Origin of the sequence: Marinovum sp. (assembly GCF_034669705.1) — a bacterium.
Taxonomy (GTDB): Bacteria; Pseudomonadota; Alphaproteobacteria; order Rhodobacterales; family Rhodobacteraceae; genus Marinovum.
Genome location: NZ_JAXMOR010000044.1, coordinates 16,319 through 35,627 on the forward strand (window position 1 = coordinate 16,319; position 19,309 = coordinate 35,627).

Genomic DNA, 19,309 nt, shown 5'->3' on the forward strand with positions numbered 1-19,309 from the left:
TAAGCCTCTACAGGAACCAGTCGCGGGCGTTGCGATAGCAGACGTCGCGCACCAGATCGTCCATCGCCTGTCGGTCGTCGGGCACGTGGCCCTCGACCTGCCAGCGGCCGACGATGCGGCAGAACAGCCGGCGGAAGTACTCGTGGCGCGGGAAGGACAGGAACGAGCGGCTGTCGGTCAGCATCCCGAGGAAGGTCGAGATCAGCCCCATCTGCGACAGTACGCGGATCTGCTCTTCCATGCCGTCGAGCTGGTCGTTGAACCACCAGCCGGTGCCGGCCTGCACCTTGCCGGGCACCGAGCCGTCCTGAAAATTGCCTGCCGTGGTGACGATCGCCGGGTTGCGCGCCGGGTCGAGCCCGTAAAGCACCATGCGCGGCAGCTCTCCGGTGCGGTCAAGCCGGTCGAGCAGGGCGTTCATCGGCTCGGCGAGGCCGATGTCGCGGATCGAATCCGCGCCGACATCGCGGCCCAGCGTTTCCAGCAGGCGGCTGCGGTTGGAGCGCAGCACGTTGACATGCATCTGCATCACCAGATCGCGCTTCGCATAGGCCCGGCCCAGCGCCACCAGCAGCGCCGCACGCCAGGCGGCGGCATCCTCGCCGGTCACCGCGCGCCCGGCGCGGGCGGCATCGAGCGCGGCGTCGAGCGTCGCGGAAGGCACCTCCGGCCCGGCATCGAGCCGGTCGATGCCATGGTCCGAGGCGCGGCAGCCATGCGCCACGAAGTGATCGAGCCGCATCTCCAGCGCGCCGACGAGGTCGTCGAAGCTGGCGATCGGATGGGTCATCTCTTCAAGCCGCGCGATCCAGCCGGCGAACTCCCGCGTGTCGATCTTCATCGCCGGATCGGGGCGGAAGGTCGGCACCACCCGCCAAGGCGCCTCTTTGAGTGCCGCGTGATGTTCGAGGCTGTCGAGCGGGTCGTCGGTGGTGCCCACCAGCTCGACCTTCATCTTGCTCAGCAGGCCCTGCGCGCCATAGCCGGGCTCGGCCAGCCGCTCGCGGGTGACGTCCCAGACGCGGTCGGCGGTCTCGGCACTCAGCACCGTGCCGTCGAGTCCGAAGTAGCGCCAAAGCTCGAGATGCGACCAGTGGTGCACCGGGTTGGCCACCAGCTTGGGCATGACGCGGGCAAAGGCGTCGAACTTGTCGCGCGGGTCGGCGTCGCCGGTGATCAGCCGCTCCTCGACCCCGGCCCAGCGCATCACTCGCCACTTGTAGTGGTCGTGGCCCAGCCAGAGCGTGCCAAGCTCGTCCCAGCGCTGGTCCTGCGCGATCTCGGCGGGCGGCAGGTGGTTGTGGTAGTCGACGATCGGCAGGTCGCGGGCGATGTCGTGGAACAGCCGCCGCGCCTCGGGCGTGTCGAGCAGGAAATCGTCGTTCAGGAAACGGCTCACAGGGCCTCCTTCAGGGCGGCAAGGATGCCCCGGTTGGTGATGGCGTCGAATGCCGGTTGCACGGCCGGGATCAGCACCTCGGGCGCCTCGGCCAGCCCGTCGAGCGAGAGTACGGCGCGGACCGGGTCCGCCCCGGCGGCGGCGGCGCGCAGGGCTTCCTGCCGCGGGTCGGCCACCGGGGGCAAGTCGCGCAGGGCGGCGATCCAGCTGGCGATGGCCAGCGCGGTCAGCGGCCAATCGCGGCCTGCCGCGGCGTTCAGCCCGGCCGGCACAAAGAGCCGCTGCGGCATCTTCTGGCTGGTGTCCTGGGCGATCTGGTCGAGCCGGTGGCGCAACCGGGTGTTGCCAAAGCGCGCGATCAGCGCCGCGGCGTAACCCGGCACATCGACGCCGTCGGGCATGTCGAGCGTCGCCGCCTGTTCCTCCAGCATCAGCTTTTGCGCCGCCGCCCGCAGAACATCATCGTCGGTGGCCTCGGCCACGGTCTCATGGCCCGCCAGCCGCCCGGCATGGGCGAGGAAGCTATGCGCGCCATTGAGCATGCGCAGCTTCATCTCCTCGTAGGGCGTCACATCCGCCACCAGTTCGGCCCCGCCCTCGGCAAAGGGCGGGCGGGCGCCGGCGAAATGATCCTCGAGCACCCATTGCAGGAACGGCTCGGTGACGATGCCATTGGGGTCCGCGCCGCCGGCCGCCTGTTCGATCAGCGCCCGGCCCTCGGCGTCGAGCGCCGGGGTGATGCGGTCGACCATGGAGTTGGGGAAGCTGGCATTGGCCTCGATCCAAGCGGGCAGCGCAGGGTCGAGCGCGGCGGCATAGTCCAGCACCACCTGGCGCAGGATATCGCCGTTGCCCGGCATATTGTCGCAGGAGACCAGGGTAATCGGCCCGGCCCCGGCGGCACACCGGCGGCGCAGGCCTTCGGCCAAGAGGCCGACAGCGGTGGTGGGCGCGGCGGCACCGGAGAGATCGGCCGCGATGTCGTCGCGCCCGGTATCGAGCCGCCCGCCGGCCTGGCAATAGCCCTTTTCCGTCACCGTCAGCAGCACCACTTCGAGCGTCTCCGAGGCGATCAGATCGGGCAGCGCATCCGGCCCGTCGCGGCGCGGATGCAGGCTGCCGATGACACAGGCGATCCGGCGCACCAGCGCGCTCTCGCCATCGGCGGCGGTGACGTGATAGCGGCCCTCGGCGGCATCGAGCGCGCTCAGCGCCTCGGCACCGGAGTGCAGCCGCGCGGCGATCACCCCCCAGTCGCCGCCGACGGCATCGAGGCCACGGTCGAGAAACCACATCGGATGGGCGCGGCCGAAGGCGCCGAAACCCAGATGCAGGATGCGCGGTTTCAACGCCGACCGGTCATAGGCGGGCGCGTCGTTCGTGATATGCAGATCGGTCACAGGGTCACCTCGTCTTGTGATTGCATGGCCCGGCCCCGGACCAGCAGCCGGCGGGTCTCGCCGGCGGGCAGGATCACCCGCGCGGTGGGCAGGATCGGCGCGGCACTGCCCTCCTGCTGCCAATCGAGGGTGACCTCGCTGTCGCTGCTGGCAAGGACAAAGCGCAGCAGGCTGTGCTCGGGCCCCTCGCTGACCCCGTCATCCTCGTAGAGCAGAGCGCTGTCGCGGGCGGTGCCCGGCGCCGGAAAGAGCAGCAGCTCGCGGCCTTGGTCGGCCAGCGGATCGGCGCGCATCGCCCCGGTAGAGACCGGCAGCACCGCGCCTGCGCGCACGAAAAGCGGCATCGACCCGAGATCGACCGCAAGCTCGAGCCGGGTGCCCGGCGCATGGTAGGTGCCGGCATGGAAATCCCACCAGCCGGTGGCATTCATCGGCAGCTGCACCACGCGGGTGGTCGCGCCCTCGTCCATCACGTTGGCGACCAGCAGATCGCGGCCGAGCATGAACTCGTCGCGCGCGTCCCAACTGGCCGGGTCCTCGGGGAAATCGAGAAACAGCGGCCGCAGCATCGGCTCATCGGCCTCGGCCGCCTGCCACAGGCAAGTGTAGAGATAGGGCAGCAGCCGGTAGCGCAGCGACAGGGCTGCGCGGATCTGCGGCAGCACCTCGGGGTACATCCACGGCTCGTTGACGGTGGCGTCGTCGTTCCACGAATGGATGGTGAAGCGCGGGTGGAAGATGCCGTTCTGCACCCAGCGGACAAACAGCTCGGGTCCGGGCTTGGGGCCGGAGAAGCCGCCGACGTCATGGCCGATGTTGTAGAAGCCCGAGAGGCTCATGCCGAGGCCGGTACGGGTGTTGAAGCGGATGGTCTTCCAGTCGGTGCGGTTGTCGCCCGACCAGGTCTGCGCATGGCGTTGCAGCCCCGGCGCACCGGAACGCGAGATCAGGTAGGGCCGCTTGCCCGGCGCATGGGCGCGCTGGGCCTCTTCCGAGGCGCGGCTCATCAGGATCGGCATCAGCGGCCGGATCAGCCCGACGTCGATCGCCTTGCCAAAGCCTTCACAGCGGGCGTGGTGATCCCAGATCTCGTATTCGTTGTTGTCATTCCAGGTCGAGCCGATGCCATGGTCGAGCAGCTGGGTCGTCACGCCCTCCTGCCACCAGGCCACCGCATCGGGGTTGGTGAAATCGAGGTGCGAGCCGGCATCGTCCCAGAAGATCGAGCGCTCGGGCCTGTCGGTGTCCTCGCTGTCGCGGATGAACAGACCGGCGGCGTTGACCTCGTCATAGCGCGGGTGGTCCTGCAGCAGGCAGGGCTTGATGTTGGCGATCAGATGCACCCCGGCCTCGGCAAACCGCGCGGTCATCGCGGCGACATCCGGCACCTTGTCGGTGTTCCAGTTGAACACATAGCGTTTCGGTCCGATCGAGGTATAGCCCGAGGACATCTGGAAGCTGTCGCAGGGGATCTCGTGCTCGGCGATGCGATCAAGGAAGCCTTCGAGCTGCGCCTGCGCGTCCGGGGCGTCGGTATAGCTCATGGTCGAGCCGGAATAGCCCAGGGTCCAGCGCGGCGGAAAGGCGGTGCCGCCGGTCAGCCGGGCCTGCGCCTTGACCAGGTCGCGCAGCTGCGGCGCCCAGCGGACATAGTAATCGAGGTCGCCGTCCTCGGCCCGGTAGGCGCGATACGGCAGGTGGTAGTTGTCGAGCTCGTTGCCGAGGTCGAACCAGCAGGAGGCGAGGTTATCGTAGAAGATCGACCAGGCGCCGGCGGTCTCGGTCTGGGTCAGGCTAAAGGCCACGTGCTTGTAGAGCGGATCGGTGCGCTCGGCGTCATAGCCCATGGCATCGAGGTTGCGCATCTCGAAACGGCGACCGCTGCGTTCGAGATCGCCGGTCTTTTCACCAAGCCCATAGACCCGGTCCTCTGGGTAGCGGCGCAGGTGGTGTTCGTGGCGATGGTCGCGGGTGCCGAGCAGCGTGCCGCCGGTGGGGCGTTCCTCGACAAACGGCACCCATTGGCCGTCGATGCGCGCGGCCCAGGCCAGGTGCAGCGGCTGCGAGACGGTGAGCCGCAGCACCTCGGTCTCGATCACCAGGCTCTCGCCGTCGGTGATCCGCGCCTCGGGGCAGGAAAACCCGGCGAGGTCGTCCCGGCTCCGGCCGTCCCAGGGCATGTCGCCGCCCGGCGCCACGCACCATGTGCGGTCGAGCCGCCAGCCGCCGTCCTTTTTCAGCGAGACCCGGATCAGGTCATCCTCGAGCACCCGGATCGACAGCAGGTGCCGGCCCTCGACTTGCAGGTCGACGCCCGTGGCGTGGCGGGTGTGAAGGGTCCAGTCGCGAAGCGTTTTCATAGGCCGTATCCCAAAAGCAGGCGGGGCAGGAAGAGGCTGATCTCGGGCACATAGGTGACCACGAGCAGCAGGGTGACGAGCACCGCGTAGAGCGGCAGCAGCGGCTTGATGACCTTGGCGATCGAGGTTCCGCCGACCGAACAGCCGACAAACAGCGCCGAGCCCACCGGCGGGGTGCAGATGCCGATGCAGAGGTTGAAGGTCATGACGATGCCGAAATGCACCGGGTCCATGCCGAGATCACCCACCACCGGCAGAAAGATCGGGGTAAAGATCAGCAGCGCCGGGGTCATGTCCATGAAGGTGCCGATCAGCAGCAGGGTGATGTTGATCGCCAAGAGGATCATCAGAGGGTTGTCGGACAGGTTCAGCAGCACCTCTGAGATGGTGTTGGGGATCATGCCGAAGGCCATCGCCCGGCTCATCGCGATCGAGGCGCCGATCATCAAGAGCACCACCGAGGTGGTGACGGCGGATTCGATGATGATGCGCGGCAGGTCGCGGACGCTGATCTCGCGGTACCAGACCAGCGCCAGCACCAGCGCGTAGATCACCGCCGCGGCCGAGGCCTCGGTGGCGGTAAAGACGCCCGAGATGATGCCGCCCATGATGACGACGATCAGCCCCAGCGGCAAAAGCGCATCCCGCGCCGCCACCCAGACCTCGCTCAGCGCGGGGCGCGGGGCCACTGGGTAGCCGCGGCGCTTGGCGATGAGGCCCGCGACGATCATGATGCCGAGGCCCATCAGAAGCCCGGGCAGGTAGCCGGCGACAAACAGCGCCGCAATCGAGGTGCCGCCGGTGATCAGCGAATAGACAATCAGCGTCGCCGAGGGCGGGATCAGCAGGCCGGTGGGGCAGGAGGCGATGTTGACCGCGGCCGAGAAGGCGCGGTCATAGCCCTCGCGGTCCTGCAGCGGCGCCATCACCCCGCCGACCGCCGCCGCCGAGGCCACGGCAGAGCCCGAAATCGAGCCGAACATCATGTTGGCCAGCACGTTGCAATGCATCAGCGCGCCGGGCAGCCGGCCGGCCAGCACCTTGGCAAAGTTGATCAGCCGCATGGCGATGCCGCCATGGTTCATGATGTTGCCGGCCAGGATGAAGAACGGGATCGCCAGCAGCGTGAAGCTGTCGAGACCCGAGGCCATCTGTTGGGCGACGATGAAGACCGATTGCTCGACCCCCATGAACAGCAGGAAGGTCAGCGTCGCCGCCGACCCGATGGCAAAGGCAATCGGCACGCCCATGGCCATGAAGATGACGAAGGAGCCGAAGAGGACCCAGATCGCGTAACTCATGTCAGTTTCCTCATTCGATCGGCAGGTCGGAAGAATTCTCGACCTCTGGCATCCGCCCGCGGGCGATCTCGCCAAAAAACAGCAGGCAGTAGTACAGGATCACCGCCCCGGCGAAGGGGATGGCGCCGTAGATCCAGCCCATGGAGATGCGCAGCGCCGGGGTCACCTGCCCCGAGGCAAGGGTGCGCGAGACCAGCGAATAGCCGCCCCAGACCATCACCACCGCCGCGAAGACCGCCACCACCGCCAGGATCGCGGCCTCCGAGGCCAGCTTGCGGCGGCCGGTCAGCGAAGCGGTCAGCAGGTCGATCGCCAGGTGGCGGCGCGCGCCGAAGGTATAGGCCCCGCCGATCAACGCCAGCCACATGAACAGGAAACGCGCGATCTCGTCGGTCAGGGTGCTGGGGGTGCCCAGCACGTAGCGGCTCAGCACCTGCCAGCTGACACAGGCGACCAGCACCGAGAAGATCACGATGAGCACCCAGCGCAAGAGCATGTCGACGGTGGGCTTCATGGCGCGCGCCTCCGGCTCTGGCAGGGCAGGGTTGTGTGAGGTGTCATCTCGTCTCCTCCTCGGGCTGAGATTTTGCCGCATACTTGCAGCAAGACCATTTTTGGTCAACCAATTTCAGAAATGGGTTGACTACTTCCGCCACTCAATCGCATGATCCAGGCAGATTGGTAAACCAGTTCCTGACGCCAATCGCTGAAATTCTTCCGGGAGGACCCCCATGAAATTCGCATCTACCCTCACAGCAACGGCGATTGCCGCACTCGCGACCACCGCCGGCGCTGAGACATTCCGCCTCAACCACAACAACCCGCCGGATCACCCGACACACCTGTCGATGCAGTTTATGGCCGACCGGGTCGCGGAACTGACCGACGGCGACATCAAGATCCAGATCTTCCCCAACGCCCAGCTCGGCACCCAGCGCGAATCGATGGAGCTGGTGCAGAACTGCGCGCTCGAGATGGCGCGCTCCAATGCCTCCGAGCTCGAAGCCTTCGAGGAAAGCTATTCGGCAATGAACCTGCCCTATATCTTTGCCTCTGAAGACCACTTCAACGAGGTGATCTCGGGCGAGATCGGCCAGGACATTCTTGCCGCCTCGGTCGACAACGGCTTTCGCGGCGTCGCCTTTCTGACCGAGGGCGCGCGCTCGTTCTATGGCCAGAAGCCGATCCTCTCGCCCGCCGACCTCGACGGCGTCAAGGTGCGGGTGCAACCCTCCCCCTCGGCGATCCGCATGGTCGAGCTGCTCGGCGGCAACCCCACCCCGATCTCCTGGGGCGAGCTTTACAGCGCGCTGCAGCAGGGCGTCGTCGATGCCGCCGAGAACAACCCCACCGCGCTGACCACCGCGCGCCACGGTGAGGTGGCCTCGCATTTCTCGATGGACGAGCACACCATCATCCCCTCGGTCGTGGTGATGTCGAACTGCGCCTGGGACGGCATGAGCGCCGAAGAGCAAGAGGCCTTCAAGACCGCCGCGGCGGAAATGCAGGAGCGTCACGGCGTCGAGTGGAAGAAAGCCTCTGACGCGGCCATCGAACAGGCCCAGTCCGAGCTCGACGTGGCCATCCACGACGTCGACAAGACCCCCTTCGTCGAGGCGGTTCAGCCGATGTACGAAGAGGTCGCAGCCGAGTCCGACACGGTCGCCGAGCTGATCGAGCGCATCCAGTCCTCGGCCAACGGCTCCTGAGGTCGCCATGCTCGAACGGTCAGATATCGCCGAGAACGCGCTGCAGTGCCTGCATGACGAGGACTACGACCGTCCTTTCAACACGCAGAGCCTGAACGCAGAGACGCTGATCTTCTCCAGCGGCCGGCAGGGCCGGTCGCTGGACGGAGACTGGTTCTTCTGCGTCGATCTCCTGGATACCGGGCTGCGGCAGAAATGGTTCGCCATGACGCCCGCACGCCCCGAAGACCGTATCGAGCCGTGGGACTACGACCCGCATGACGGCGAGACGGTGCCGGTGCCCTCGAACTGGCAGATGCTGAAGGAGAAATGGTATTTCTTCGAAGGCTCGGCCTGGTACACGCGGCCGGTCACCGTCGACGCTCTGGAACAAGGACGGCGCCGCTTCCTGCGGATCGGCGCCGCCCAGTATGATTGCAAGGTTTTCGTCAACGGCCGCTTCCTCGGCAACCACTACGGCGGCTCGACCCCGTTTTGCGTTGAGCTGACCGAGGCGCTGGAGACGGGCGAAAACTGGGTGATGCTCTGCGTCAACAACACCCGCACCCGCGACCGGGTGCCGATGCGCAATACCGACTGGTTCAACTATGGCGGCGTCTATCGCGAGGTGACGCTCTACGAGACCCCGGCAACGGTGATCCGCGAGCTGTTCCTGCGGCTCGAGGGCGGTGTGGTGAAAGCCTCTGTCGTCACCGACGGCCCGGCCGATGCCGCACGGCTCGAGATCCCCGGGCTGGGCGTCGATGCCGAGATCGCGCTCAGCAATGGCCGTGGCGAGGTGACGCTCGAGGCGCAGCCCGCGCTCTGGTCGCCCGACAGCCCGAAGCTCTATGACGTGACCTGTTCTGCCGGCGGCGACGTGGTGACCGACCGGGTCGGCTTCCGCACCATCGAACGCCGCGGCACCGAGATTTTCCTCAACGGCGCGCCGCTCTTTTTGCGCGGGATTTCCGTGCATGAGGATGACGAAAAGACCGGCAAGGTCACCAGCGAGGCCGACATCCGCCGCCGCTTTGCCCATGCCCGCGAGCTCGGCTGCAACTTCCTGCGGCTGGCACATTACCCGCACCACGAGCGCGCCGCCGAGATCGCCGACGAGCTGGGCCTGCTGCTCTGGGAGGAGATCCCGGTCTATTGGGCGATCGATTTCGCCAACCCGGCCACCCGCAAAGATGCCACCAACCAGCTGACCGAACTGGTGCGCCGCGACCGCAACCGCGCCAGCGTAATCATCTGGTCGATCGGCAACGAGAACCCCGACACCGACGCCCGGCTCGACTTCATGCAAGGCCTCGCCGAGACCGCGCGCGCCGAAGACCCGACCCGGCTGATCGCCGCCGCCTGCCTGATCAACCACGCCAAGCTCAAGATCGAGGACCGGCTGGCGCAGGCGCTCGATATCATCGGGATCAACGAATACTACGGCTGGTACGACGAGAACTTCGACGAGCTGGCGATCATCGGCCGCAACTCCGCCCCCGACCGCCCTGTCGTGATCTCGGAGACCGGCGCCGATGGCGACCACGAGAAAGGGCCGGGAAAGGGCCTGTTTTCCACCGCCTACCAGTCCGAGGTCTACGAGAAACAGATCGCGACCTTGTCGGATCTCGATTACATCAAGGGAATTTCGCCCTGGATCCTTTATGATTTCCGTGTCGAACGGCGTCAGAATGTCTTTCAGCGGGGCTGGAACCGCAAGGGCCTGATCGCCGCCGACAAAGACACCAGGAAGCCGGCCTTCGGTCTTCTGGCGGCGCATTACGCGGAGCGGGCTGCTAAGGAGGGGTGATGGGCGAACGCAGGCAATATCAGGATGTGGCGCGGGAGATACGGGAAATCATCCGCGACGAGGCGCTCGGTGCCAGTGACCGGCTGCCGCCGGAACGCGGGCTGTCGGAGCGGCTCGGCGTGTCGCGCTCGCTGGTCCGCGAGGCGCTGATCCTGCTCGAGATCGAGGGCGTGGTCGAGGTCCGCAAGGGGTCCGGCATCTACATCTCGGACACGCCGCAGGGCACCGGGGCGCAGGTGCGTGACGATATCGGCCCCTTCGAGCTGTTGCAGGCACGACAGTTGATCGAATCCGAGGTTGCCGGCTTTGCCGCCCGCATGGTCACCAAGAACGACATCCTGCGCCTGCGCGAGGCGCTGACCCGCGAGCGCGCCGACATGGAAGACGGCGACCCGAGCTATGACGGCGACCGCGAATTTCACCGGTTGATCGCCGAGGCGACGCAGAACTCGGTGCTGGTCGACGTGGTCGAGGAACTCTGGCGCAAGCGCGAGCAAAGCCCGATGTGGGCCGCGCTGCACGACCGCATCTTCGAGACCGCCTACCGCCGGGCCTGGCTTGACGACCACGAGGCGATCCTCGCCGCGCTGCAGGCCCGCAACCCCGAACAGGCCAAACGCGCCATGTGTCAGCATCTCGGCAACGTCCGTGAAACGCTGATGACCCTGTCAGACGTCGAGGACCCGGCGTTTGACGGCTATCTTTTCGAACCGGTCGAGCAGACCGGATAACCCCAAAGCCCCCGAGAGGCCTTTCATGATCGAATCCTGGCGCTGGTTTGGCCCCGATGATCCCGTGACCCTGACCGACATCCGGCAGGCCGGTGCCACTGGCATCGTCACCGCCCTGCACGGCGTGCCCGCCGACACCCCCTGGCGCTGCGAGGATATCGCGGCCCGGCAGCAGATGATCCGCGAGGCGGGTCTCGAGTGGGTCGTCGTCGAGAGCATCCCCGTCCACGAAAGCATCAAGACCGGCGCCGCCGGCTGGGAAGCCATGGCCGACGTCTGGGCCGAGAGCCTGCGCGCCGTGGCAGCCCAGGGCATCGACACCGTCTGCTACAACTTCATGCCGGTGCTCGACTGGACCCGTACGGCGCTGCATCACCCGCTGGCCGATGGCGCCCAGTGCCTGCGCTATGATGCGGTGGATGCGGCGGTGTTCGACATCTTCCTGCTGCAACGCGATGGTGCCCGTGCCGATCACCGCCCCGAGATCGCCGCCGAGGCCGAGACGCGCCACGCCGCGATGGACGATGCCGCCCGCCAGCGCCTGACCGACACGATCATCGCCGGGCTTCCGGGGGCCGAGGAAAGCTGGACCATCGACAGTTTCCGCGCCCGCATCGGCGACTACGCCGAGATCAACGCCGCCCGTCTGCGCGCCAATCTGCTGGCCTTTCTCGACCGGGTGCTGCCGGTGGCGACTGAGGCAGGCGTCAAGCTTGCCATCCACCCCGACGATCCGCCCTTCGCGCTCTTTGGCCTGCCGCGCGTGGTGTCCTGCGCCGAGGACCTCGCCGCGATCCTCGATCACGCGCCGGTGGCCGAGAACGGCCTGACCTTCTGCACCGGCTCGCTGGGCGTGCGCGCCGACAATGACCTGCCGGCGATGTTCGAGCGCTTCCGCGACCGCGTCCACTTCCTGCACCTGCGCTCGACCGAGCGCGAGGCCGATGGCGTCAGCTTTCACGAGGCGGCGCATCTGGCGGGCGACGCCGGGCTGGTCGAGATCGTGCGTCGGGCGCTGCATCTCGAGGCCGACAGCGGCCGGGCGATCCCGATGCGGCCCGATCATGGCCACATGATCGGCTGGGACCAGTCGCGCGGGATGCGCGCCGGCTATCCCTATATCGGCCGGCTGCGGGGGTTGGCCGAGCTGCGCGGTGTCGCCGCGGCCTTTGCGGCGATCACCCGCGCCTGACGTTTGAGATGGCCCGCCAGATCAACGGCGGGCCGCCCTCACGCCCCGGTGACGCGCCAGATCACGTCGCCCACATCATCCGCCATCAACAGCGATTTGCCATCTGCGCCCAGCGTCACACCAACCGGGCGGCCATAGGCGGTCTTTTCATCCTCGGACAGGAACCCGCTGAGGATGTCGCGCGGCGCGCCGCTGGGCTTGCCGCCCTCGAAGGGCACGAAGACCAGCTTGTAGCCGCTCAGTTTGGAGCGGTTCCACGAGCCATGCTGGCCGATCACCATCCCCGCGCCGAACCCCGGCAGCGTGCCTTCTGGCATCCAGCACAGCCCGAGCGAGGCGGTGTGGCCGCCCAACGCATACTCCGGCGTGATCGCCTGCGCCACCAGCACCGGGTCCTGCGGCACCCGGTCGTCAACGGTGTCGCCCCAATAGCTGTAGGGCCAACCATAGAACCCGCCGTCCTGCACCGAGGTCAGGTAGTCCGGCGGCGTTTCGTCGCCCAGCCCGTCGCGTTCGTTGACCGCGGTCCAGAGCACGCCGGTCTCGGGCTCCCAGGCCATGCCGACCGGGTTGCGCAGGCCGGAGGCAAAGACCCGCGCCGCCTCGGTCTCGACGTCCAGCTCCCAAATCGCGGCGCGGCCTTCTTCGGCCTCCATCCCCTGATCGGCGATATTGGTCAGCGAGCCGACGCCGGCGTAGATCCTGGTGCCATCGGGCGAGACGATCAGGCTGCGGGTCCAATGGCCATGCGGTTTGAAATCGACCAGCTTTTCGCCCGGCCCGCGCAGCGCGGTGGCACCCGGCTGATAGGTGAACCGCACGATGCCGTCGGTATTGCCAAGGTAGAACCGCTCGCCCACCAGCGCCATGCCGAAGGGCTGGTTCTGGTTCTCGACAAACACCTCGCGCTGCTCGGCCACGCCGTCGCCATCGGCATCGCGCCACAGGGTGACGCGGTTGGCGCTCTTGCCGATCGCCTTGACCCGGCGCATCGTCGCCTGAGCGGCGTGGTCCATCAGGGTTTTCGGCGGGCCGGCCTCTTCCTTGGATTCCGCCACCAGCACATCACCGTTGGGCAGCACCTCGATCCAGCGCGGATGGTCGAGCCCCGTGGCGAAGGCGTTGACCTTGAGCCCCGGCGCGCAGGTCGGCAGGTGGCCCTCGGCCCAGCCGGCGGCGACCGGCATCTTCAGGGTCATGATGCCCTGCGATTTCGCTTCGGGGATCTGCGGGCTCTGGCCCACCGCCTGATGCGACGGCGCGCCGATGCGGCGCAGCAGCGCCACGGCGCCCCCGACCACGGCGGTGGCTTTTGCGATAAGTTCCATGTCCGGCCTCCTGACAGGTGCCGAGGGGCTGCGCGCCCGCCGGCGATGTGCCGAGTGTTATAAGGTCGGCGGCGGATATGCAAAACGCCAGACCGGCCGTGGCCCGTCCCGCGGGGTGCAGGTCTGTGGCTTGGGGTCGAGCGGATCCCGCACCAGCTTGCAACTCCAATGCAGGGGTCCGCGAAGAAATCCCAAACGAAGCGTCTGGCTATTTTAGTCCAGCCTGGACAGAGCCGCCGATGAACCCTCCGGACTGGCGGTTCCATAGCGTGGCATAAAGCTTGCCCGCGGCCAGAAGCTCCCGATGGGTGCCGCTTTCCACGATACGTCCTTCGTCCAGCACGACGATCCGGTCCATCTCGGCAATCGTCGACAGCCGGTGCGCGATGGCGATCACCGTCTTGTCACCCATCACATGGGTCAGCGCGTCCTGGATCTCGGCCTCGACCGCGCTGTCGAGCGCGCTGGTCGCCTCGTCGAGGATCAGGATCGGCGCGTTCTTGAGCATCACCCGCGCCAGCGCGATCCGCTGGCGTTGACCGCCCGACAGTTTCACCCCGCGCTCGCCGACATGCGCGTCATAGCCGGTGCGGCCCCGGCCGTCCTTGAGATCGCAGATGAACTCATGCGCGCGGGCCTCGCGGGCGGCGGCTTCGATCTGCTCTTGCGACAGCCCCTCCTGCCCCAGCATCAGGTTGTCGCGCACCGAGCGGTTGAGCAGCGCGGCCTGCTGGCTGACCATGCCGATGGCGCGCCGCAGGCTCTCGGGATCGACCTTGCGGATGTCCTGCCCGTCAATCCGGATTTCGCCGGCCTCGGGCTCGTAGAACCGCAGGATCAGGTTGACCAGCGTCGACTTGCCGGCACCCGACGGCCCCACGAGCCCGACCTTCTCGCCCGGCGCGATGTGCAGGTCGACGCCCATCAACCCGCCGCGGCCCTTGCCATAGTGGTGCCGTGCGCCGGCGATGGTGATCTCGCCTGCCGTCACCTTCAGAGCCGGTGCCTCGCTGTCATGCGGGATGACCAGCGGCTGCGCGACGGTGTGCAGCGCCTCGCGGATCGAGCCGACCTGCTCGAATATTCGCCAGACCGCTTCGAGCAGCCATTCGGCCATGGTGGTGATGCGCAATGACAGCGCCACCGCGGCGCTGACAAGACCGATGCTGGCGCTGCCCTGGCTCCAGAGCCAGATGCCGTAGCCGACGATCCCCACCATGATGATGCCCTCGAGCCAGACCGTCACCGTGCGCAGGGCAAGCCCGATCTGACGCGCGCGAAACAGGGTCTCGCGGGTGTTCTCCAGCGCCGCCAGATGATCGGCCTCAAGGTCTGCGCGGCGGGCAAACAGGCTGACGGTGTCGAAGTTGGTGAAGGTATCGACAACCTTGCCCAGAAGCTCCGATTTGGCGGCGCTGAAGGCCTCCATCGCGTGCACCATGCGCGGCACGATCAGCGTCATCAGCCCGATGTAGAGCGCCATCCAGAGAAACAGCGGGATCGCCAGCCGGATGTCGGTGCCCGCCAAGAGCATCACCACGCCGATCACATAGACAAAGCCGAAGGCGACCGCGTTGATCGCCTGAAACATCGCATCGGAGGCGTAATTGCCCATCAGGACGAGCCGCGAGGCGATGCGTCCGGCCAGATCCTCCTGAAACCAGCCGACCGACTGCCGGGTCAGGTGGTCATGCGCCCGCCAGCGAAACAGGTTGGCGACATTGCACGAAAAGCCGATGTCGTTCACCGCATAGCGCGCGAATTGCGACAAGGGACGCAGCAGGACGATCGTCAGACCGGCAAGGATCAGGCTGAGGCTGTGCCGCTCCCAGATCTCGGCCGGCGGCGTATCGGCCAGCATGTCGATCAGCTGGCCGGCATAGCTGATCAGCCAGACCTCGACGCTTGCGGTCAGCACGGTGACAATCACGCTGAGCACGAGCACACGACGCAGCGGCGGCAGGTGCGATTTCAGATAGGGCCAGACCTCCTTGGCCGGCGCCGTGCCCGCGCCAAGAACGTAGGGATCGGACAGGTTGAGCGCGCGCCGCGTCAGCCACTCGTACAAATTGACCATGGTGCCTCAATATCCCAGGAGCGTCGCCCCGGACCATAAGAATGCGGCACGCGCGGGGTGAGGGCAACGCGACGATGCCGCCTTGCACAACTTTACCGATCCATCTGTGCCGGATCGTCGCCCCGGCAGGCAGATATCCGCCGATCACGAAATGTTGCCGCATGTGCAATGCGCCCCGGCGGTACCGTCGACTTTTAACGGGTGCGTTATTGACCCTGTTCACAAGGAGTAACCAAATGAAATTTACACGAATTTTGGCCACGGCTGTGACGCTTTCGGTGGCTGCGGCCGCGTCAGCACAAGACGAGTCCATGAGCTTCTTCATTACCAGCGTGAACCCCGGCAATGGTGCCGACCTCGGCGGGATCGACGGCGCTGACGCCCACTGCAGCGCATTGGCCGAAGCCGCCGGTGTGACCGGCAAGACCTGGGCCGCGTATCTGTCGACCAGCACCGAGAATGCCCGTGACCGGATCGGCAGCGGTCCATGGATGAATGCCAATGGCGAGCAGGTCGCCGCGGGCGTCGACGATCTGCATTCCGAGGCGAACAACCTGTCCAAGACCGTGTCGCTCGATGAAACAGGGGCGGTGGTCAACGGTCGTGGCGACGATCCGAACCGCCATGACATTCTGACTGGCTCGGACGATCAAGGTGTCCTGTCCGGCGATGCCTGCATGGATTGGACAAGTGCCTCGGCTGACGGCTCGGCGATGGTGGGTCACCACGACCGGACCGGCGGCGGCGACAGCCCGACATCGTGGAATGCCGCACATGGATCGCGCGGCTGTGGGCTGGAGGACTTGCGCGGCACCGGCGGCGACGGGCTGTTCTATTGCTTTGCCACAGACTGATATGACTGTCGGGAGTGCGCGTCCATACGCACTCCCGTTCTCAATCCCGGTATGGCCCCCAGCGCGACCGGATACCTGCCCCGGCGTGACCGACGTCGCTTCTGGAACGACGGGTCCGGTGTGCCGTTAAAGCAGGCCATCACATGCGGATAGCTTTCGGTGACGACATAGCCATAGACGCCGTCCTGCATCATCCCGATGCACTGGTCGAAGTCGCCTGAGCCTTCGACATAGGCCCAGTCATCGATGAAGGTGCCGTCGTAGGTGCCGCCCGGGCCGCCATCGCGTTGGCCGGATTTCAGCTGGTAGCTCGACCTTGCCGGCCGCACCGCGCCACCCTCCGCGATAAAGCTGCCGAAAATCGGAAACCCGTCCGCATCGGAACCGATCACCGAAGACGGCTCGGTCGCGCCTGATTGGCGGAACAACGCCATCGGATTGCCGTGATAATGATAGGTGCCATCCGGTTGCGTATGGGCGTTGTGCTCGTCGGCGCCGAATTTGCCCGGCGATCCGAGCGGATCATACCTGTAAGACGTGTCCATGTCAGTGCAGCCGATGTTGCCGGCGCCGGCGCCGAAACACCCGGCCGCCATCACCCCGTGTAGGGGTGCGCATATTTTTTCGATCCCTCGACTACAGATTAAGGACTTACGGCGCAATCATGCGGATAATTCTTCGCTAACTGTGCGCACATTTTTTCGCTCCATACACTCGCCGTGCTCGGAGTTTCCAAAGTCTAACGATTGTTGCTCGATAGCAAGAAGCATGGCTGACGCTGTCTTTCGCTCGCACAGGAGAAGCTCAAGTGATCGACTGAAAAATGAACACCCGCGGAAAACATAGCTTGTGCACCGAACAGCCATCTACGCCCTGAAACCCCTGCTTCGCCAGCCGGCGCCAGGCCGAAAGCTGGTTTGGCAAGATTCCATGCCGCGCTGTCACCCCATTCACTGTCGCGCCCGGCTCAAGCGTATCCGCCACTGCCCGGGCCTTGGCTTTAACCGGCCAGCGCCGGTGACCCGACGCGTAGTTCTCCGCGCCCAGCGATTTGAGAAGCGAATTTATAGCGCACATTGCGGGACGCACTTCCTCTTGTGAAATGTGAAAGATCTCGCAGCACGGGAGAGGCGCTACAAGGTTGGGGCGCAGACGCCGGTTACGACATTGCGCTTGATGCATCGATTTCACTCACCAGGACCTCTAAGGGCAATAGACTGACCCGGAGTGGTGAATTGAAATTTTGCAAACGCGCAAATTGTAGGTTCTGTAGCTTCAACTGTAGCCGCCGACAGCAATGCGGTCGATGTAAGCCCTCACCGCATCCGCACGCCCTTGCCGCATAAGGTCGGCGGGGGTTAGATTGCCGAACGATGGCAGTGGCTGCTCTTCAAACCAGACGACGGCCTCAGCGTGGGACGCTGTCCAGGACCTGACCAGCGCGATGAGTTGTTCAGCCATGTCGTGCTCTTCACTTGGCATTTGAGGGCTCCGCGATGAGGCGCCGCACTCGTTCAGGGTTTTCCTGCCGCCTTCGGCCGCTGGCCCGGTCCTGCCAAATCGCATAGACGAACGCGGCGCTGCCAGAGCCAGCCACAGAAACGCACAGAATGATCTCGAGGGTGCTCATGATGCTGAGCATAGCACGGTTTGGACACTTGTGGCGACGCAGCTTCGTCAGATAATCGAGATTGCGGCGATCCATTTCCCGTTGTCATGAGAAAACCTCCGTCCGAGCAGTTTCCAGCTCCCACTCTGGGAATTTCCTGCGTGCATCTAATCAGTCATCCTCATCGTAGCTATCTGTCATCCTTCGGATATCGTTGTCCCGCTCGTAGGACCGTGACATTTGATGGACAACTTCGTCCCTGTGCGCCACCAGATAGTCGAGAAACCCGGCTCGTCGTTCCTCGGACAGGGTCAACTCGATACGATCGCCGAAGCGCTTGATGAAGCCAACCGGACGCGAGATCCCGGGGCTATAAATTTCTCGGACGACAGTGGGCTTCTCACCTTTCCCGGCATCTGTGCGCGTGTCGGCAAGCCGATCGAAACCGGCAGTGACATTAGCCACCGAGTGCTGCGGCTCAAGTGGGGCGGCATCGCTCCGCGAGTCATGTGTCGCCTCACGCTCGCGGCGCGGCACCCACCCATCGGAGCCGAAAAGATCCTGAACGCGCCAGATAGTCCTGATTATCATTTGCTGCCATAGCGGTCGCCCTCGAAACACTTGTAAATCCGGCCGGGCCGCCCTTAGGCGATCCCTGAAGCTTTCGGCGGAACTGGAAACTTCATTTCCCTCAATGCGATCCGTTTCAGCGCGCAGTCGGGCGACCTCCTGAACCAGTTGTTCTCGGGTCATTTGGTCCACGGGAGTGCGCACCATTTTGGCTACCCTTCTTTCTGGCCGATACCAAGCGCGGCGGTTACCACCGCGGATTGGGCGACGAGATGCCCCCGCCACGCTTTTCCTTCCTGAAAAGCTCCTACCGTCTCTACGCCGAGTTGTCCGAGACGACGGATCATATATCTCGAGGTCGTGCCCAGCTGCTTCGCGAGTTCATTAAGCGGCAAATAAGTCGTCTGAAATCGCAGCAGGTTTTCCAACCGGATCATTCGGCCGGTGCGGCCCGCATGTGCATAGACCTCATGAGCAAGCAGTCCCTGATCACACCAAGCTGCGATGCACTGATCCTTCCAACCCGTGAGTTGCGCTACCTGCTGGACCGTCAGACCTGGACCACGCCGGACCTCGGTCAAGATCGCACAGACTTCAGCTTGGCAGAACCGATATGCCGCGAGTTGACCTTTCGTGCTGCCCGAAACTGGACGCAGCCGCCCATCGATGATCCGTCGGAACACCTCGGTAAGCCCGGCCCGGTCAGTGGTATAACGGAGGTTGAGTTCGGTGAAGCCTACTGTGTCATCTTTTGGTGCCACAGCGTGAGCCGCGATGCCGTCGACAAGCGCTCGCATGGCATCGAGATCATGAGCACCGTTGACGAGCGGGGGCGGTGCGCCATGAATGCAGCTTGCCAAGCCTGTGAACCGGCGTGCAATTTTGACCCCGTAGAGGGGTGATCGGCGTCCAAAAATGACCCCCTTACACTGATGTGGATGATGCCCCCGAGATCATCGGGGAGCACAGTGTGGGATGTTGGTCGTGGAG

Annotated in this window: 18 protein-coding genes; 5 read left to right on the forward strand and 13 right to left on the reverse strand. The window is 65.5% G+C overall.

Translation table 11 applies throughout. The annotated features are described in order from the left end of the window. Positions 1 to 7 precede the first annotated feature (7 nt). From uxaC to VOI27_RS21180, 5 genes are read right to left on the reverse strand one after another with little or no spacing between them, the layout of a single operon-like run. Entirely contained in the window at positions 8 to 1,399 is a 1,392-nt protein-coding gene (uxaC, locus tag VOI27_RS21160) for a glucuronate isomerase (protein ID WP_323768294.1), read from the reverse strand. Then, a complete protein-coding gene (locus VOI27_RS21165) occupies positions 1,396 to 2,799 on the reverse strand; it encodes a mannitol dehydrogenase family protein (protein WP_323768296.1) in 1,404 nt (467 codons plus the stop codon). Before VOI27_RS21165 ends, uxaC begins: the two co-directional genes overlap by 4 nt. Continuing rightward, positions 2,796 to 5,159 (reverse strand): TIM-barrel domain-containing protein, encoded by a 2,364-nt coding sequence (locus VOI27_RS21170; RefSeq protein ID WP_323768298.1) that lies wholly within the window; start codon positions 5,157 to 5,159, stop codon positions 2,796 to 2,798. The genes VOI27_RS21165 and VOI27_RS21170 overlap by 4 nt, the downstream gene beginning before the upstream one ends. After that, entirely contained in the window at positions 5,156 to 6,460 is a 1,305-nt protein-coding gene (locus VOI27_RS21175) for a TRAP transporter large permease (protein WP_323768300.1), read from the reverse strand. The genes VOI27_RS21170 and VOI27_RS21175 overlap by 4 nt, the downstream gene beginning before the upstream one ends. Before the next feature lie 10 nt (positions 6,461 to 6,470). Beyond that, positions 6,471 to 6,974 (reverse strand): TRAP transporter small permease, encoded by a 504-nt coding sequence (locus VOI27_RS21180; protein ID WP_323768302.1) that lies wholly within the window; start codon positions 6,972 to 6,974, stop codon positions 6,471 to 6,473. Between the two features lie 217 nt (positions 6,975 to 7,191). On the opposite strand from VOI27_RS21180, the gene VOI27_RS21185 reads away from it, so the two are divergent. The 4 genes from VOI27_RS21185 to uxuA are packed head-to-tail and all read left to right on the forward strand — an operon-like array spanning position 7,192 to position 11,881. Further along, the gene (locus VOI27_RS21185) at positions 7,192 to 8,169 is read left to right on the forward strand and encodes a TRAP transporter substrate-binding protein (protein WP_323768304.1); all 978 of its coding nucleotides are present in this window, start codon (positions 7,192 to 7,194) and stop codon (positions 8,167 to 8,169) included. A 7-nt stretch (positions 8,170 to 8,176) separates the two neighbouring features. Further along, positions 8,177 to 9,958, forward strand: a complete 1,782-nt coding sequence (locus VOI27_RS21190; protein WP_323768306.1) for a glycoside hydrolase family 2 protein — start codon at positions 8,177 to 8,179, stop codon at positions 9,956 to 9,958. After that, positions 9,958 to 10,689 (forward strand): FCD domain-containing protein, encoded by a 732-nt coding sequence (locus tag VOI27_RS21195; RefSeq protein WP_323768308.1) that lies wholly within the window; start codon positions 9,958 to 9,960, stop codon positions 10,687 to 10,689. The genes VOI27_RS21190 and VOI27_RS21195 overlap by 1 nt, the downstream gene beginning before the upstream one ends. A 25-nt stretch (positions 10,690 to 10,714) precedes the next feature. After that, positions 10,715 to 11,881 (forward strand): mannonate dehydratase, encoded by a 1,167-nt coding sequence (uxuA, locus tag VOI27_RS21200; protein WP_323768310.1) that lies wholly within the window; start codon positions 10,715 to 10,717, stop codon positions 11,879 to 11,881. Between the two features lie 38 nt (positions 11,882 to 11,919). Here uxuA and VOI27_RS21205 read toward each other — a convergent pair whose 3' ends face one another. Together VOI27_RS21205 and VOI27_RS21210 are read right to left on the reverse strand one after the other, a co-directional pair. Beyond that, positions 11,920 to 13,209: a sorbosone dehydrogenase family protein gene (locus tag VOI27_RS21205; RefSeq protein ID WP_323768312.1), complete on the reverse strand. Its 1,290-nt coding sequence runs from the start codon at positions 13,207 to 13,209 to the stop codon at positions 11,920 to 11,922. Positions 13,210 to 13,417: 208 nt separating this feature from the next. Next, positions 13,418 to 15,286 carry an ABC transporter ATP-binding protein gene (locus VOI27_RS21210; RefSeq protein WP_323768314.1) on the reverse strand — a complete coding sequence of 623 codons (1,869 nt, stop codon included), beginning with the start codon at positions 15,284 to 15,286 and terminating at the stop codon, positions 13,418 to 13,420. A 236-nt stretch (positions 15,287 to 15,522) separates the two neighbouring features. Between VOI27_RS21210 and VOI27_RS21215 the strand changes: the two genes are divergently transcribed. Then, positions 15,523 to 16,140 (forward strand): hypothetical protein, encoded by a 618-nt coding sequence (locus VOI27_RS21215; RefSeq protein WP_323768316.1) that lies wholly within the window; start codon positions 15,523 to 15,525, stop codon positions 16,138 to 16,140. On the opposite strand, the gene VOI27_RS21220 is transcribed toward VOI27_RS21215, so the two are convergent. The 6 genes from VOI27_RS21220 to VOI27_RS21245 form a co-directional block, all read right to left on the reverse strand. Next, positions 16,119 to 16,736 (reverse strand): YHYH protein, encoded by a 618-nt coding sequence (locus VOI27_RS21220; RefSeq protein ID WP_323768318.1) that lies wholly within the window; start codon positions 16,734 to 16,736, stop codon positions 16,119 to 16,121. The two genes, VOI27_RS21215 and VOI27_RS21220, sit on opposite strands and share 22 nt — an antisense overlap. A gap of 208 nt (positions 16,737 to 16,944) precedes the next feature. Next, positions 16,945 to 17,322, reverse strand: coding sequence for a transposase (locus tag VOI27_RS21225; protein WP_416361509.1), 378 nt, complete (start codon positions 17,320 to 17,322; stop codon positions 16,945 to 16,947). A gap of 93 nt (positions 17,323 to 17,415) precedes the next feature. Further along, a complete protein-coding gene (locus tag VOI27_RS21230; protein ID WP_323768320.1) occupies positions 17,416 to 17,601 on the reverse strand; it encodes an antitoxin Xre/MbcA/ParS toxin-binding domain-containing protein in 186 nt (61 codons plus the stop codon). 10 nt (positions 17,602 to 17,611) lie between these two features. Beyond that, the gene (locus VOI27_RS21235; RefSeq protein WP_323768322.1) at positions 17,612 to 17,845 is read right to left on the reverse strand and encodes a hypothetical protein; all 234 of its coding nucleotides are present in this window, start codon (positions 17,843 to 17,845) and stop codon (positions 17,612 to 17,614) included. A 75-nt stretch (positions 17,846 to 17,920) separates the two neighbouring features. After that, positions 17,921 to 18,526, reverse strand: a complete 606-nt coding sequence (locus tag VOI27_RS21240; protein ID WP_323768324.1) for a hypothetical protein — start codon at positions 18,524 to 18,526, stop codon at positions 17,921 to 17,923. A gap of 5 nt (positions 18,527 to 18,531) precedes the next feature. Beyond that, positions 18,532 to 19,116 carry a hypothetical protein gene (locus tag VOI27_RS21245; protein WP_323768326.1) on the reverse strand — a complete coding sequence of 195 codons (585 nt, stop codon included), beginning with the start codon at positions 19,114 to 19,116 and terminating at the stop codon, positions 18,532 to 18,534. Positions 19,117 to 19,309 lie beyond the last annotated feature (193 nt).